The sequence below is a fragment of the Pseudomonas oryzae genome, from assembly GCF_900104805.1.
Taxonomy (GTDB): domain Bacteria; phylum Pseudomonadota; class Gammaproteobacteria; order Pseudomonadales; family Pseudomonadaceae; genus Geopseudomonas; species Geopseudomonas oryzae.
Genome location: NZ_LT629751.1, coordinates 2,811,676 through 2,825,936, shown reverse-complemented (window position 1 = coordinate 2,825,936; position 14,261 = coordinate 2,811,676). Strand labels below are relative to the sequence as shown.

14 protein-coding genes are annotated in these 14,261 nt (G+C 69.2%); 5 read left to right on the top strand and 9 right to left on the bottom strand.

What is annotated here, in order from left to right:
• Window positions 1-16: 16 nt before the first annotated feature.
• Entirely contained in the window at window positions 17-1,420 is a 1,404-nt protein-coding gene (locus BLT78_RS12770; protein WP_090349334.1) for an MBL fold metallo-hydrolase RNA specificity domain-containing protein, read from the bottom strand.
• Between the two features lie 124 nt (window positions 1,421-1,544).
• Between BLT78_RS12770 and BLT78_RS12765 the strand changes: the two genes are divergently transcribed.
• Window positions 1,545-3,950, top strand: coding sequence for a phosphoketolase family protein (locus tag BLT78_RS12765; RefSeq protein WP_090349333.1), 2,406 nt, complete (start codon window positions 1,545-1,547; stop codon window positions 3,948-3,950).
• A 25-nt stretch (window positions 3,951-3,975) separates the two neighbouring features.
• Here BLT78_RS12765 and BLT78_RS12760 read toward each other — a convergent pair whose 3' ends face one another.
• Window positions 3,976-4,380: a quorum-sensing-regulated virulence factor family protein gene (locus BLT78_RS12760; protein ID WP_090349332.1), complete on the bottom strand. Its 405-nt coding sequence runs from the start codon at window positions 4,378-4,380 to the stop codon at window positions 3,976-3,978.
• A gap of 172 nt (window positions 4,381-4,552) precedes the next feature.
• Between BLT78_RS12760 and BLT78_RS12755 the strand changes: the two genes are divergently transcribed.
• Window positions 4,553-5,269: a tRNA-uridine aminocarboxypropyltransferase gene (locus BLT78_RS12755; RefSeq protein ID WP_090349331.1), complete on the top strand. Its 717-nt coding sequence runs from the start codon at window positions 4,553-4,555 to the stop codon at window positions 5,267-5,269.
• On the opposite strand, the gene BLT78_RS12750 is transcribed toward BLT78_RS12755, so the two are convergent.
• Window positions 5,260-6,153, bottom strand: coding sequence for a DMT family transporter (locus tag BLT78_RS12750; RefSeq protein ID WP_090349330.1), 894 nt, complete (start codon window positions 6,151-6,153; stop codon window positions 5,260-5,262). The two genes, BLT78_RS12755 and BLT78_RS12750, sit on opposite strands and share 10 nt — an antisense overlap.
• A 195-nt stretch (window positions 6,154-6,348) precedes the next feature.
• On the opposite strand from BLT78_RS12750, the gene erdR reads away from it, so the two are divergent.
• Complete coding sequence (gene erdR / locus BLT78_RS12745) at window positions 6,349-6,999, top strand: response regulator transcription factor ErdR (RefSeq protein WP_090349329.1); 651 nt, start codon at window positions 6,349-6,351, stop codon at window positions 6,997-6,999.
• A gap of 86 nt (window positions 7,000-7,085) precedes the next feature.
• Window positions 7,086-7,454 carry a diacylglycerol kinase gene (locus BLT78_RS12740; RefSeq protein WP_090349328.1) on the top strand — a complete coding sequence of 123 codons (369 nt, stop codon included), beginning with the start codon at window positions 7,086-7,088 and terminating at the stop codon, window positions 7,452-7,454.
• An 18-nt stretch (window positions 7,455-7,472) separates the two neighbouring features.
• On the opposite strand, the gene BLT78_RS12735 is transcribed toward BLT78_RS12740, so the two are convergent.
• Window positions 7,473-8,399: a LysR family transcriptional regulator gene (locus tag BLT78_RS12735; RefSeq protein WP_090349327.1), complete on the bottom strand. Its 927-nt coding sequence runs from the start codon at window positions 8,397-8,399 to the stop codon at window positions 7,473-7,475.
• Window positions 8,400-8,514: 115 nt separating this feature from the next.
• Between BLT78_RS12735 and fpr the strand changes: the two genes are divergently transcribed.
• Entirely contained in the window at window positions 8,515-9,291 is a 777-nt protein-coding gene (gene fpr / locus BLT78_RS12730; protein ID WP_090349326.1) for a ferredoxin-NADP reductase, read from the top strand.
• Between the two features lie 174 nt (window positions 9,292-9,465).
• On the opposite strand, the gene tsaA is transcribed toward fpr, so the two are convergent.
• The 5 genes from tsaA to rimO all read right to left on the bottom strand — a co-directional run bounded on the left by tsaA (window position 9,466) and on the right by rimO (window position 14,175).
• Window positions 9,466-10,164, bottom strand: coding sequence for a tRNA (N6-threonylcarbamoyladenosine(37)-N6)-methyltransferase TrmO (gene tsaA, locus BLT78_RS12725; protein ID WP_090349325.1), 699 nt, complete (start codon window positions 10,162-10,164; stop codon window positions 9,466-9,468).
• 63 nt (window positions 10,165-10,227) lie between these two features.
• The gene (gene trpB, locus BLT78_RS12720; RefSeq protein WP_090349324.1) at window positions 10,228-11,436 is read right to left on the bottom strand and encodes a tryptophan synthase subunit beta; all 1,209 of its coding nucleotides are present in this window, start codon (window positions 11,434-11,436) and stop codon (window positions 10,228-10,230) included.
• Between the two features lie 110 nt (window positions 11,437-11,546).
• Complete coding sequence (locus tag BLT78_RS12715) at window positions 11,547-11,933, bottom strand: hypothetical protein (protein ID WP_231975625.1); 387 nt, start codon at window positions 11,931-11,933, stop codon at window positions 11,547-11,549.
• A gap of 92 nt (window positions 11,934-12,025) precedes the next feature.
• Window positions 12,026-12,739 (bottom strand): ZIP family metal transporter, encoded by a 714-nt coding sequence (locus BLT78_RS12710; RefSeq protein WP_090349323.1) that lies wholly within the window; start codon window positions 12,737-12,739, stop codon window positions 12,026-12,028.
• Between the two features lie 113 nt (window positions 12,740-12,852).
• The gene (gene rimO / locus BLT78_RS12705) at window positions 12,853-14,175 is read right to left on the bottom strand and encodes a 30S ribosomal protein S12 methylthiotransferase RimO (RefSeq protein WP_090349322.1); all 1,323 of its coding nucleotides are present in this window, start codon (window positions 14,173-14,175) and stop codon (window positions 12,853-12,855) included.
• Window positions 14,176-14,261: the final 86 nt, after the last annotated feature.

Below are 14,261 nucleotides of genomic sequence, written 5' to 3'. Positions count from 1 at the left end.
CCTTGTTGTCTGTCGCTCAGAGTGCGATCTGCTCACCCGGTTCCGGGATGTTGGCAGTCCACTGCAAGCGATCATGTAGTGCCTGTTGCAGCACTTTCATCTTTTCCAGTTCCCCATGTACCAAATATAGCTCCGGGCGGTGATCGAAGTGTTTCACCCAGTCGAGCAGCTGCGATTGCCCGGCGTGCGCGGAGAAGCCGCCGAGGGTGTGCACCTTGGCTTTCACCGCGATGCGCTGGCGCAACACACGCACGGTCGGTGCACCGTCGACGATGGCGCGGCCGAGGGTGCCTTGGGCCTGGTAGCCGGGGAACACTATGTGGCACTCCTTGCGCCACAGGTTGTGCTTGAGGTGGTGGACGATGCGCCCGCCGTTGCACATGCCGCTGCCGGCGATGATGATCGCGCCGCTCTGGATGCGGTTGATCGCCATCGAATCCTCCGCCTTGGGTGTGCAGCGCAGGATCGGCAGCCAGTCCTCGACGCGCGTGACGCCGTTGTTGCGCAGCATCTCGCGATCCTTGGGGTCGAACTGTTCGTGGAAGCGGTGGTAGATTGCGTTGGCCTGGATCGCCATGGGGCTGTCGAGGAACACGGCCTGCTGCGGCAGCCGGCCCTGCTGGTAGAAGCGCCCGAGGTGGAAGATCAGGTCCTGGGTGCGGCCGACGGCGAAGGCCGGGATCAGCACGTTGCCGCCATCGCGGTGGGCCTGCTGCAGGATGTCGACCAGCTCCTCCAGGGTGTCGGCGTCGCAGCGGTGGTCGCGGTCGCCGTAGGTCGACTCCATCAGCACCACGTCGGCCTCGCTCAGCGGCGTCGGGTCGCGCATCAGCGGCGTGCAGGAGTTGCCCAGATCGCCGGAGAACACCACGCGGCGGGTCAGGCCGTGGTCGTGTACGTCCAGCTCGACGATCGCCGAGCCGAGGATGTGCCCGGCGTCATGGAAGGTCACGCCGATGCCGCGCGCCACCTCCACCCGCTGGCCGTACTCCACCGGCCGGCGCAGCTTGAGCGCGGCCTCGGCGTCGAGGGTGGTGTACAGCGGCACCACCGGCGCGCGGCCCATGCGCGCGCGCCACTTGTTCTCCCACTCGGCGTCCTTTTCCTGGATCTGCGCGGCATCCAGCAGCATCAGCTGCATCAGCTCGCAGGTGGCGGTGGTGGCGTACACCGGCCCGCGGTAGCCCTCGGCCGCGAGACGCGGAAGCAGGCCGCTGTGGTCGATGTGCGCATGGGAGATGACCACCGCATCCAGCTGGCGGGGATCGAAGGCGAAGGGGGCGCTGTTGTGCGCCTCGTCCTCGCGCCGGCCCTGGCACATGCCGCACTCCAGCAGCACCCGGGCGCCGTCGCGCGTCTCGATCAGGTAGCGAGAGCCGGTGACCTGCTGGATGGCTCCCATGAAGGTGAGAAGCGCCATAAGAACTCCTTGTCGCGAGTGACGCGGCTGCCTGCCAGGCATGCGGCAGGGGCTTGATGCAAATCAGCCGCGGAGGGTGTCATGGTTCTAGACTACTCCCAGGCCTGCCCCGGAGTCTTGTTCCATGACCCAGCTTTTGCCTTGCGTCGAAGAACTGCAAGCCCACGCCCGCGCCGAGCCGGCGTTCGCCGAGTGGGCCGGGGGCTGCGGTCCGCTGCTGCACACCCCGGCGACCCAGGCGGCGGTGTTCCGCCTTGCCCACCGCCTGGTGCAGTCCGGCCGGCAGCCGGACCTGGCCAGCGTCTACCGTCTGCTGCAGGCGCTCGACCGGCTGACCTGCGCCGGCCTCTGGCTGGTGGCGCACATGACCTACGCCCGCCGCGTGCGCCTCGACGGCGCGCCGCTGCAAGGCGACGACTTCAAGGAGCATCCCGAGGGGCACACCGGCGGCGCGCTGAACCTGGTGCCGGCCTACGCCGGCTACCTGGCGCTCAATGCGCTGACCGGCGAGACCCGCGCCTGGACCCTCGGCCAGGGCCACTGCGTGGCGGCGATCGAGGCGCTCAACGTGCTCACCGGCAACCTGCATGCCGAGCAGGCCGCGCGCTACGGGCGCGACGAGGCCGGCCTCAGTCGCCTGGTGGCGGACTTCTATAGCTATGCCCAGGCGGCCGATGGCCTGCCGGGCGTGCCGCTGGGCAGCCACGTCAGTCCGCATACCGCCGGCGGCATCGCCGAGGGTGGCTACCTGGGCTTCGCCGAACTGCAGTACGCCCATCAGCCGCTGCCCGGCGAGACCCTGGTGGCCTTCCTCTCCGACGGCGCCGCCGAGGAACAGCGCGGCAGCGACTGGATGCCGCGCTGGTGGCGCGCCGATGACTGCGGCGTGGCCCTGCCGGTGCTGATCGCCAATGGCCGGCGCATCGAACAGCGCACCGAGCTGGGCACCCCGCAGGGGCTGGCCGATTTCGTCGAGCACCTGCGACGCTGTGGCTTCGATCCGCTGCGCTGCGACGGCCGCGATCCGGCCGCCTTCGTCTGCGCCCTGCACGAGATGGAGCAGCACCTGACGCACCGGGTCGACGAGCTGGCGCGCGGCATCCTCGACTATCCGCTGCCGATCCCCTTCGCCATCGCCGAGACGGTCAAGGGCTTCGGCTTCTTCGGGGCCGGCGAGAACGCCGCGCACAACCTGCCGCTGCCGGGCAATCCGCGCCACGACGCCGAGGTGCGCCGGCTGTTCAACGACGGCGTGGCCGCCCTGTGGGTGGCGCCGGACGAGCTGGACGCGGCGCTGGCCCGCTTCGCCGCCCTGCGCGGCGGGCGGCCGCTGGAGCGCGATCACCCGCTGGCCGTGCGCCGGCCGCTGTTGCCGCAGATCCCCGCGCTGCACTTCCACGACCAGGCCTGCTCGCCGATGAGCGCCATCGACCGCTTCTTCGTCGAACTGGTGGCCAGCAATCCGCAGCTGCGCCCGCGGGTCGGCAACCCCGACGAGCTGGCCAGCAACCGCCTGGGTGGCGTGCTGCGGGCGCTCAAGCATCGGGTCTGCGCGCCGGAGAACGACAACGAGGCGCTGGACGGCAAGATCATCACCGCGCTCAACGAGGAGGCGGTGGTCGCCGCCTGCCTGGCCAACCAGGGCGGACTCAACCTGGTGGCCAGCTACGAGGCGTTCTGCGTGAAGATGCTCGGCGCGGTGCGTCAGACCCTGACCTTCGCCCGCCAGCAGCGCGAGGTCGGTCGGCCGGCCGGCTGGCTCGGCTGGCCGCTGGTGGCCACCTCGCACACCTGGGAAAACGGCAAGAACCAGCAGTCGCATCAGGATCCGACCTTCTGCGAGGCGCTGCTCGGCGAGATGAGCGATGGCGTGCGGGTGCTGTTTCCCGCCGACCACAACAGCACCCTGGCGCTGCTGCCGCAGATCTATCAGGCGCGCGGCCAGCTGGCCTGCCTGGTGGTGCCCAAGCGCGAGCGGCCCTGCGTGTTCGATGCAGCCCAGGCGCAGCAGCTGGCCCGCGACGGCGCCATCGTGGTGGCGGAAAACCCCGGTCACGAGCCGCTGCTGCTGATCGCCAACGGCAGCTACCAGCTGGCCGAGATGCAGCGGGCAGCCCGGCGCCTGGCGGAGGCCCGGGTCCCCTACCGGCTGGTCTACCTGCAGGAGCCGGGACGCTTCCGCGCGCCGCGCGACCTGCTGGAGCAGCAGGCGGTGGCCGACGAGAGCCTGCGTGAGCGGCTGTTCCCGCAGGCCATGCGCGGCCGCGTGCTGCTCACCCACATGCGCCCGGAGGTGGCGCGCGGTCACCTGTGGCCGATCCTGCCGGATGCCAGCCAGAGCGCGGCGCTGGGCTACCGCAACCGCGGTGGCACGCTCGACGAGGCGGGCATGCTGTTCGCCAACCGTGGCTGCTGGGCCAACGTGCTGGCCGCCTGTGCGCGCCTGCTGGACGTGCCGCGCACCGCGCTGCTGACCGGCGAGGAGGCCGCCGCGGTGGCCGGCAAGGGCGATCCGACCCTGCTGCGCTGACAATGCCGGCCGGTGGCTGGCGGTCTTACTTGCTGACCGCGCAGTCGCTGGCCTGGAAGCGTTCGGTCGCCACCGGGCGATTGCTCTTGTACTCGCTGAAGGCGTAGGTCAGTACCGCGCCCTTGGCCAGCAGCTGGCGGTAGCCGGGGTTGTTGCAGACACTGGCGCGCAGCTGGCTGCGCATGGCGTCCGGGTTGCTGCGCATCTGCTGGGCATGGCTGCTGCGCACGCTGAGGTGGTTGATCAGCTGGTTGCCCTCGACGGTGTAGCCCTGGTCGAGAATGTCCTCGTTGATCGCCCGCGGGGTGCCGACGCTGCTGTTGCGGGCCACGTCCTTGAGCAGCTTGTTGAGTTCGAAATCCTGCAGCGAGGCGGCCTGCACGGAGCAGGTGGCCAGCAGGGTGGCGAGCAGGGGGGCGATGCGGCGCATGACGAGTCTGTCTCCTGGAGATCCGAGGCTTCGACCCGCCGTCGGCTGGCGGGTTCGCGTCGGCGCATGATACGCGCCTCGCCCGGGCATGGCTCTGCTAGACTGCCGCGCCCCGGCGCGGCCGCCCAGCGAGCCGTGCGCCCTTGTCGATCCTTCCTGCCAGGACCTGCCGATGAGCAACAGCGTCGCCCGTCTGCGCGCGGAGCGCCTTGCCCGCAGCGCCAAGCCCTTCGTCGCCCGCGGCTCGCGCATGCCGCGCTGCCCGGACTGCCGGCTGGCGCTCAGCCACTGCCTGTGCGCCTGGCGGCCGCAGGTGGCCGCGCGCTCCGGCGTGTGCCTGCTGATGCACGACATCGAGGCGCTCAAGCCGAGCAACACCGGCTGGCTGATCGCCGACCTGGTGGCCGACAACAGCGCCTTCTGCTGGTCGCGCATCGAGGTGGACGAGCGCCTGCTGGCGCTGCTCGACGATCCGCAGTGGCAGCCTTACATCGTGTTTCCCGCCGAATACGCCGCGCCCGAGCGGGTGGTGCAGACGGTCGCGCCGGCCGGCGGCAAGCGCCCGCTGTTCGTCCTGCTCGACGCCACCTGGACCGAGGCGCGCAAGATGTTTCGCAAGAGTCCCTACCTGGAGCGCTTCCCGGTGCTCAGCCTGAGCCCCGAGCAGCACTCGCGCTATCGCCTGCGCCGCTCGACCCGCGGCGAGCACCTGTGCACCGCCGAGGTGGCGGCGCTGTGCCTGGAGCTGGCCGGCGACCGCCAGGCCGCCGAAGCGCTGGATGCCTACCTCGACGTGTTCAGCGAGCGCTACCTGAGCTTCAAGCGCCAGCTGCCGCTGGACGAGCAGAGCGAGGCGCACCAGCGCCTGCGCCCCTTCGTTCAGCCCTGAGCGGCCACCGTCGCACGGCGCTTGGGCCACAGCTGGGCGGCGAGCATGCCGGCGAACATCAGCACACAGCCCAGGTAGCCGCGCGCCGACAGCGACTCGTCGAGCACCAGGGCGCCGGCGATGGCGGCGAACACTGCCTCCAGCGACAGGATGATCGCCGCGTGCGAGGCGATGGCGTGCTTCTGCGCCACCACCTGCAGGGTGTAGCCGATGCCGACGGCGATCACTCCGCCGTACAGCACCGCCGGGCCGGCGCGCAGGATGGCGTCGAGCTGCAGCTCCTCGAACGCCACGGCCAGCAGCAGGCTGATCGCCGCGCAGGTGGCGAACTGCAGGAAGGCGATGCGCAGCGGGTCGTGGCGGCTGGCCAGGGCGCCGACCAGCAGCACGTGCACGCCCCAGACCACCGCACCGGCCAGCTGCAGCCAGTCGCCGGAGGCGATATGGAAATCCGGGCCGATGCTCAGCAGGGCCATGCCGAATACCGCCAGGCTGGCGCCGACCCAGGTGCCGAGGCCGGCGCGCTGGCCGATCAGCAGGCCGAGCAGCGGCACCATGATCACGTATAGGCCGGTGATGAAGCCGGAGTTGGTCACGCTGGTGAACAGCAGGCCGACCTGCTGCAGGTTGATGCCGACCGTCAGGGCCAGGCCGAGCAGGACGCCGCCGGCCAGCAGGCTGCGGTTCAGCGGCTCGACCACGGCGCCGGCCGGGCGGCGCAGCAGCAGCGGCAGCAGTACCAGCGCGCCGAGGGCGAAACGCAGCCCGGTATAGAGGAACGGGCCGATCTCGTTCATGCCCAGACGCTGGGCGACGAAGGTGGTACCCCAGATCAGGGCGGTGAGCAGCATCAGCAGATCGGCCCGCAGGGATTGGCGGTGCATGGCAGGGGGGACCTCAGAAAAAAGGCGAAAAACGCTGGCGAACGGGTAGAATCAGTGAACTTGTGTAGCGCTGGCGTTGTCGCGCTACCAAGTCCCTAGGGGTTTTCCGGGTATTTATCTTGACCGGGTAGGGTGTGCTCGGCATCCTGAGCGCCGCTCGCGACTCGCCCGTTCAGAACAACAACAGGACTTATCATGGCCGCCTACGAAATACTGATTGCCGACGACCATCCGTTGTTCCGAAGCGCTCTGCAGCAGGCGTTGACCATGGGGCTCGGAGCGGACGCCCATCTGGTGGAGGTGGCCAGTATCGCCGAGCTGGAGGCACGCCTCAACGAGAAGCGCGACTGGGATCTGGTCCTGCTCGACCTCAACATGCCGGGCGCCTACGGCTTCTCCGGCCTGGTCCTGTTGCGTGGCCAGTACCCGCAGATTCCGGTGGTGATGGTCTCTGCCCAGGAAGAGGCGGCCGTGGTGCAGCGCTCGCGCGAGTTCGGCGCCAGCGGCTTCATCCCCAAGTCCAGTCCGCTGGAAACCATCCAGGATGCGGTGCGCGCGGTGCTCGACGGCGATGCCTGGTGGCCGCCGCAGCTCGAGGAGGCCGCCGCCATGTCCGATGAGGTGCGCGCCGCCAGCGAGGGACTGGCCAGCCTGACCCCGCAGCAGTTCCGCGTGCTGACCATGGTCTGCGAGGGCCTGCTGAACAAGCAGATCGCCTACGAGCTGAACGTCTCCGAGGCCACGGTCAAGGCCCACGTCACCGCCATCTTCCGCAAGCTCGGCGTGCGTACCCGCACCCAGGCCGCGCTGCTGCTGCAGCAGATGGAGTCGATGCCGGCCGCCTGACCGCTGCCGCGCGCAGAGGCGCTTAACGTTCTCTTCAGCACGCCTGCGGCAGACTGCCGTCTCTGCAATCGAATGGACGCCTGTTCATGCTTTCTCCCTTCAAGGGCCGTACCGGCCTCAAGCGCATCGTCAATGCCGCCGGCTATTCCTGGGACGGCCTGCGTACCGCCTTTGCCGGCGAGGCCGCCTTCCGCCAGCTGGTGCTGCTCAACGCGGCACTGGTGCCGCTGGCCTTCTGGCTCGACGTCAGCCGCGGCGAGCGCGCGATCCTGGTCGCCGTGTGTCTGCTGGCGCTGATCGTCGAGCTGCTCAACTCGGCGGTGGAGGCGGCCATCGACCGCATCTCCCTGGAGCGCCATCCGCTGTCGAAGAACGCCAAGGACATGGGCAGCGCCGCCCAGTCGGTGGTGCTGGCGATGATCGCCCTGGTGTGGGGCATCATCCTGCTCGGCTGAGCCGGGCCTTCTCCTGGCTCAGGGAATCTCCTGCAGGCGGATCTCGTCGCTGCGCTGGGCGCCGGCGGTGAAGCTGCGGCACAGCTCGACGAACTCGCGCATGGCGCTGCTCTGGTACTTCTGCTTGTGCCAGATGAAGCTGAACTGGCGGCGCAGGTCCAGCTCCGGCGTTTCCACCGCCACCAGGCTGCCGCGGCGGAAGGCGTCGCGCAGGGCCAGGCGCGAGATGCAGCCGATGCCCAGGCCCGACTCCACCGCGCGCTTGATCGCCTCGGTGTGTTCGAGCTCCAGGCGGATGTTCAGCGGCATCGGGTGATGGCGCATGCCCTGGTCGAAGGTCAGCCGCGTGCCGGAGCCCTGTTCGCGGAGGATCCAGGCTTCCTGCACCAGCTCGTCGAGGCTCGCCGTGCCCTGGCGCGCCAGCGGGTGCTGCGGCGCGCAGAACACCACCAGCTCGTCCTCCACCCACGGCTGCACCTCGACATCGGGGTGCTGGCAGTCGCCCTCGATCAGGCCGAGGTCCAGGCCATGCTGGGCCACGCCCTGCACCACGTGGCTGGTGTTCTGTACATGCAGGCGCACCCGGCATTCGGGATGCGCCTGCATGAAGCGGCCGATCAGCAGGGTGGCCAGGTAGTTGCCGATGGTCAGGGTCGCGCCCAGCTGCAGCGAGCCGAAGCCGCTCTTGCCCTGCAGCAGCTGCTCGATCTCCTCGGCGCGGTCGAGCAGGGCCACCGCCTTGGGCAGCAGCTGGTTGCCCAGGGCGCTGAGGCTCAGGCGCTTGCCGATGCGGTCGAACAGCGGGCTGTCGTAGTGGCGCTCCAGCTCGGCCAGCGAGGTGCTGGCGGCCGACTGCGACAGCGCCAGCGATTCGGCGGCGCGCGAGACGCTTTCCAGCCGGGCCACTGCGACGAAGACCTGCAATTGTCTGAGGGTAAATCGCATATCTATATAACTGATAGACTATATTTTAAATATAAATTTCACGGATATTCTGCGCCTGCCTAGAATGATGCGCAACGGTGCCGGCCGGTACCTTCATCCTGCAAGGAGTCACGTCATGAGCAACCTGGTGAGCGAGCGCGTCGTCAGCGTCCACCACTGGAACGATACCCTGTTCAGCTTCAAGACCACCCGCAATCAGGGACTGCGCTTCGAGAATGGCCAGTTCGTGATGATCGGTCTGGAAGTGGACGGTCGCCCGCTCATGCGTGCCTACAGCATCGCCAGTCCGAACTACGAAGAGCATCTGGAGTTCTTCAGCATCAAGGTGCCGAACGGCCCGCTCACCTCGCGCCTGCAGCACCTGCAGCCGGGCGACGAGCTGATGGTCAGCCGCAAGCCCACCGGCACCCTGATCCTCAGCGACCTGCTGCCGGGCAAGCACCTGTACCTGCTCGGCACCGGCACCGGCCTCGCGCCGTTCATGAGCGTGATCCAGGATCCGGAAACCTACGAGCGCTTCGACAAGGTGATCCTGGTCCACGGCGTGCGCTGGGTCAGCGAGCTGGCCTATGCCGACTTCATCACCAACGAGCTGCCGCAGCACGAGTACTTCGGCGAGATGGTCCGCGAGAAACTGATCTACTACCCGACCGTGACCCGCGAGCCGTTCCGCAACCAGGGCCGCATGACCGACCTGATGCGCAGCGGCAAGCTGTTCGCCGACATCGGCCTGCCGCCGATCAACCCGCAGGACGACCGCGCCATGCTCTGCGGCAGCCCGAGCATGCTCGACGAGACCAGCCAGGTGCTGGACAGCTTCGGCCTCAAGGTCTCGCCGCGCATGGGCGATCCGGGCGACTACCTGATCGAGCGCGCCTTCGTCGAAAAATAAGACGCACCGCGCAACGGAAAACGGCGGAGTCCCATGCGGGGCTCCGCCGTTTTTCGTTGGCGTCGCCGCCGCGCAGCCGGAGTAGGGGGAGGGCCGCCCTGTGGAAAACCCGCGCAGCGATGTTCCGCCCGATCGGGGCTGGCTGGTGGGAAAGGCCTGCGGCCGTTTCCCACCCTACGCCGGCTCGCGCACCACCTCCAGCACGCGGATGCGATCCGGCTGCGGATAGTGCCAGCGCACCTGCAGGTCCCAGAAGCGCACCCCGTAGCGCCGCTCCGGCGCCGGTATCTGATAGGCCGGACGCGGGTCCTGTGCCAGGCACTGCTCGATCAGCTCGACCACCGGCTGGCCCAGGCGCAGCGCCTGCTCGCCGGCCTGGGCCAGCGCCGCATCCTCCCAGTCGACCGCGATGGGCGCTGGCGGCGCGTCGGCGATGGCGTTGTGCGCTTCGCCGACGATATCCGCGTAGGGCACGTAGGGCTTGATGTCCAGCACCGGGGTGCCGTCGAGCAGGTCGATGCCGGACAGGTGCAGGCGCCCGGCCTCCACCTTGTCCAGCTTCACCACCGACTGGCCGATGCCGTTGGGGCGGTGGGTGGCGCGGGTGGCGAACACGCCGAGGGAGCGGTTGCCGCCCAGCCGCGGCGGGCGCACCTTGAGACGCGGAGTGTCCTCCAGCGCCTGGTGGAACAGGAACAGCAGCCAGACGTGGCTGACCTGCTCCAGCCCGGCCACCGCCTCGCCGCTGTCGAACGGCGGCAGCAGCTCCAGCACGCCGCGCGCGGCCGGGGCCAGCTGCGGCTGGCGCGGGATGGCGAACTTCTCCTTGAAGCAGGAGCGCAGGTAACCGACGGGGCTGACGCTGTGGTGCATGGCGGGAGTCTGAACGGAGAGCGGGCGGGGCGGGCATGATACGCCCATGCACGCCCCTGTGCCTTACAGGCCGAGCAGCTTGGCCACGTAGTCGGCGTCCTTGTCGCCGCGCCCGGACAGGTTGACCAAGATGTGCGCATCCTGCGGCAGGCTCGGCGCCACGCGCATCGCCCAGGCCACCGCGTGGGCGCTCTCCAGCGCCGGGATGATGCCCTCGACCCGCGACAGGGTCATGAAGGCGTCCAGGCACTCCTGGTCGCTGGCGGTTTCATAGTTCACCCGGCCGAGGTCCTTCAGGTAGCTGTGCTGCGGGCCGACGCCCGGGTAGTCGAGGCCCGAGGCGATCGAGTGCACCGGCGCCGGGTTGCCCTCGGCGTCCTCCAGCACGTAGCAGGCCATGCCGTGCAGCTCGCCCGGCTTGCCCTTGGACAGGGTGGCCGAGTGGCGGCCGTCCTTGTCCAGGCCTTCGCCGGCCGGCTCGACGCCGACCAGGTTGACGCTCTCGTCGTCGAGGAAGGCGGTGAACATGCCCATGGCGTTGGAGCCGCCGCCGACGCAGGCGGCGACGTGGTCGGGCAGGCGGCCGTGCCTGGCGAGGAACTGCGCGCGTGCCTCGTTGCCGATGATCGACTGGAAGTCGCGGACCATCTTCGGGAACGGATGCGGGCCGACCACCGAGCCGATGGCGTAGATGAAGTCGTGCGGATCCTTGAGGTATTCCTCGAAGGCGCTGTCCACCGCCTCCTTGAGGGTCGCCGCGCCGCGGGTCACCGGCACCAGCTTGCAGCCGAGGATCTTCATCTTGGTGACGTTGGGGTGTTCCTTCTCGATGTCCACCTGGCCCATGTGGATCTCGCAGGGGATGCCCACCAGCGCGCAGGCGGTGGCCAGGGCCACGCCGTGCTGGCCGGCGCCGGTTTCGGCGATCACCTTGGTCTTGCCCATGAACTTGGCCAGCAGCGCCTCGCCCAGGCAGTGGTTGATCTTGTGCGCGCCGGTGTGGTTGAGGTCCTCGCGCTTGAGGTGGATCTGCGCGCCGCCGAGCTTCTCGGACAGGCGGCGGCAGTGGAAGATCGGGCTGGGGCGGCCGACGTAGTCGGCGAACAGGCTGGCCAGCTCCTGCTGGAAGTCCTCGCGCTGGCGGATCTCCTCGTAGGCGGCGTCGATCTCGTCCATCACCTGCTTGAGTTCCGGCGGTACCAGTTGGCCGCCGTAGGGGCCGAAGTAGCCGTTGGCATCGGGCATGGGGGCGAAACGGGAGGCAGAACTCATCGTGGGGTACTCATCCTGAAGTGAGCGCGCCGCGGCGCGGGCCGGGGCGGTGGCCCCGGAATCGTGATGATCTTAACGAGTCGGCGGGTCGGGCGGAACGCCGCTGCGGTTCAGCGGCAGTCGCCCGGGGCGGCCGCCTGCAGTTCGAGGATCTGCTCCACCTGCAGGCGCGGCGGGCAGCCGGTGCATTCCGCGGCCAGCTGCCGGCCTCGCAGGCGCAGGAAGACCTCCTCGTGGGGTTCGCCGACCAGGTCCAGGTATTCCGCCTGCAGGCGCTCACCGACGGCGGGGGCGGCGACCACCTGCAGCGGCTGGCTGGCGCCGCAGGGCAGGAAGGCCTCGCCATACGGGCCGAGCGCCAGGTGGCCGTGCAGCAGTGCAGCTCCGGCCTGCGGCGCCGGGGCGGGGCCGCTGCACGCGGTCAGCAGGGCGAGGCCGGAAGCGAGCAGCAGGTGCCTGCTGACGAGGTGGCGTTGGGCCGGTTGGTGGCTGGGCATGATCGAGTCTTCTCGCGAAATGGCGGGCCGAGGGCCTTCGGCAAGCATGGCGGGTGATGGTCGCCCTGTCATCCCGGCAAAGGTCGCAGGGCTCAGGCGCCCAGCGACTGGCCGATCATCCCGAGCAGGAAGCCGGCGACCGCGCCCAGCGGCGGCGCCCAGTGCCGTTGCAGGCGCACCTGTGGCGCGATGTCCTGGAACACCGAATAGAGGATGCCGCCGGAGGCGCACAGCATGATCGCGCTGACCACCTCGGGGTGCGGGGCCAGCCACAGGTAGCCGCAGATCCCGGCCAGTGGGCCGAGTAGGGCGATCAGGGTGAACAGGCCGAGGACGCGGCCGGTGCCGAAGCGGGCATCGCGGTGCATCTCGCGATAGGCGTTGAAGCCTTCGGGCAGGTTCTGCAGGGCCATCAGTCCGGCCAGTAGCAGGCCGGCGTGGCTGCCGAGGGCGACGGCGGCACCGAGGGCGAGGGTTTCCGGAATGTAGTCCAGCAGCATGTCGACCGCCTGGCTGGCCGAGGTGCGATGGGCGGCGAGCAGGCGGTCGATCAGCATGAAGAGGGCGCCGCCGCCGGCGAAGCACAGTGCGGTGAGCCAGATCGGCAGCCCGCGCATGCCTTCCGGCACCAGCACCAGGGCGACCGCGGCGAGCAGGGCGCCGGCGCCGAAGGCCAGCACCGCATGGCGCAGCTCGGTTTCCAGCCAGCGCGGGTGGATGTGCTCGCGCGAGGCGAGCAGGCCGCCGAGCGGCATGGCCAGACCGGGCAGCAGGGTCAGGCCGAGGATATGCAGCCAGGGATTCATGGGCGCCTCCGTGCACAGGACGAGGCACCATTACAGCGCATTTGCCGGGCCCGGCCCAGAGACGACGAGCCCGGCGCTGGGCCGGGCTCGTCGGAGGGCGGGGCGGGGAAGTCTCAGATGACTTCGGCCCACAGGTCGTACTCGTCGGCGTCGGTGACGCGCACCCACACCTTGTCGCCCGGCGTGAGCTGGTCGCTGTCGACGTAGACGTTGCCGTCGATCTCCGGCGCGTCGGCGGCGGAGCGGCCGATGGCGCCCTGCTCGTCGACCTCGTCGATCAGCACCTCGATCTCCTGGCCGATCTTCAGCTGCAGGCGCGCGGCGCTGATCGCCTGCTGGTGGGCCATGAAGCGCTCCCAGCGTTCCTGCTTGACCTCGTCCGGCACGGCTTCGAGGCCGAGCTCCTCGGCCGGGGCGCCCTCGACCGGCGAGTACTGGAAGCAGCCGACGCGATCGAGCTGCGCCTCGGTCAGCCAGTCGAGCAGGTACTGGAAGTCTTCCTCGGTCTCGCCGGGGAAGCCGACGATGAAGGTCGAGCGGATGGTCAGCTGCGGGCAGATCTCGCGCCACTTCTTGATCCGCGCCAGGGTCTGGTCCTCGAAGGCCGGACGCTTCATGGCCTTGAGCACCTTCGGGCTGGCGTGCTGGAAGGGGATGTCCAGGTAGGGCAGGAGCTTGCCCTCGGCCATCAGCGGGATCACGTCGTCGACGTTGGGATAGGGATAGACGTAGTGCAGGCGCACCCACACGCCCATGCCGGACAGCGCCTCGCACAGCTCGAGCATGCGGGTCTTCACCGGCTGGCCGTTCCAGAAGTCCAGCTTGTACTTGAGGTCGACGCCGTAGGCGCTGGTGTCCTGGCTGATCACCAGCAGCTCCTTGACCCCGGCCTTGACCAGGCGCTCGGCCTCGGACAGCACCTCGCCGACCGGGCGGCTGACCAGCTTGCCGCGCATCGACGGAATGATGCAGAACGAGCAGCTGTGGTTGCAGCCCTCGGAAATCTTCAGGTAGGCGTAGTGGCGTGGGGTCAGCTTGATGCCCTGCGGCGGCACCAGGTCGACGAACGGGTCGTGGTCGACCTTCGGCGGCACCACCTCGTGCACCGCGTTGACCACCTGCTCGTACTGCTGCGGGCCGGTGACCGCCAGCACGCTGGGGTGCACGTTGCGGATGCTGTCCTCGGACACGCCCATGCAGCCGGTGACGATCACCTTGCCGTTCTCCGCCAGCGCCTCGCCGATGGCGTCCAGCGACTCGGCCTTGGCGCTGTCGATGAAGCCGCAGGTGTTGACCACCACCACGTCGGCATCCTCATAGGAGGGGACGATCTGGTAGCCCTCCATGCGCAGCTGGGTGAGGATGCGTTCGGAGTCGACGGTCGCCTTCGGGCAACCGAGGGAAACGAAACCGACTTTGGGCGTGGCGGTGGACATGCAGACTAACCTCGGAGAGCGCCCGGCAGGCGCCTTGATCAAAAAGTGCGCAATTCTAGCGGTGCCCGGCGCGCTTGGCCAGTGCC

Bases quoted from the DNA above. Each gene is read 5' to 3' on its own strand.
- BLT78_RS12770 (WP_090349334.1), bottom strand. From the start codon at position 1,420: ATGGCGCTTCTCACCTTCATGGGAGCCATCCAGCAGGTCACCGGCTCT.
- BLT78_RS12765 (WP_090349333.1), top strand. From the start codon at position 1,545: ATGACCCAGCTTTTGCCTTGCGTCGAAGAACTGCAAGCCCACGCCCGC.
- BLT78_RS12760 (WP_090349332.1), bottom strand. From the start codon at position 4,380: ATGCGCCGCATCGCCCCCCTGCTCGCCACCCTGCTGGCCACCTGCTCC.
- BLT78_RS12755 (WP_090349331.1), top strand. From the start codon at position 4,553: ATGAGCAACAGCGTCGCCCGTCTGCGCGCGGAGCGCCTTGCCCGCAGC.
- BLT78_RS12750 (WP_090349330.1), bottom strand. From the start codon at position 6,153: ATGCACCGCCAATCCCTGCGGGCCGATCTGCTGATGCTGCTCACCGCC.
- erdR (WP_090349329.1), top strand. From the start codon at position 6,349: ATGGCCGCCTACGAAATACTGATTGCCGACGACCATCCGTTGTTCCGA.
- BLT78_RS12740 (WP_090349328.1), top strand. From the start codon at position 7,086: ATGCTTTCTCCCTTCAAGGGCCGTACCGGCCTCAAGCGCATCGTCAAT.
- BLT78_RS12735 (WP_090349327.1), bottom strand. From the start codon at position 8,399: ATGCGATTTACCCTCAGACAATTGCAGGTCTTCGTCGCAGTGGCCCGG.
- fpr (WP_090349326.1), top strand. From the start codon at position 8,515: ATGAGCAACCTGGTGAGCGAGCGCGTCGTCAGCGTCCACCACTGGAAC.
- tsaA (WP_090349325.1), bottom strand. From the start codon at position 10,164: ATGCACCACAGCGTCAGCCCCGTCGGTTACCTGCGCTCCTGCTTCAAG.
- trpB (WP_090349324.1), bottom strand. From the start codon at position 11,436: ATGAGTTCTGCCTCCCGTTTCGCCCCCATGCCCGATGCCAACGGCTAC.
- BLT78_RS12715 (WP_231975625.1), bottom strand. From the start codon at position 11,933: ATGCCCAGCCACCAACCGGCCCAACGCCACCTCGTCAGCAGGCACCTG.
- BLT78_RS12710 (WP_090349323.1), bottom strand. From the start codon at position 12,739: ATGAATCCCTGGCTGCATATCCTCGGCCTGACCCTGCTGCCCGGTCTG.
- rimO (WP_090349322.1), bottom strand. From the start codon at position 14,175: ATGTCCACCGCCACGCCCAAAGTCGGTTTCGTTTCCCTCGGTTGCCCG.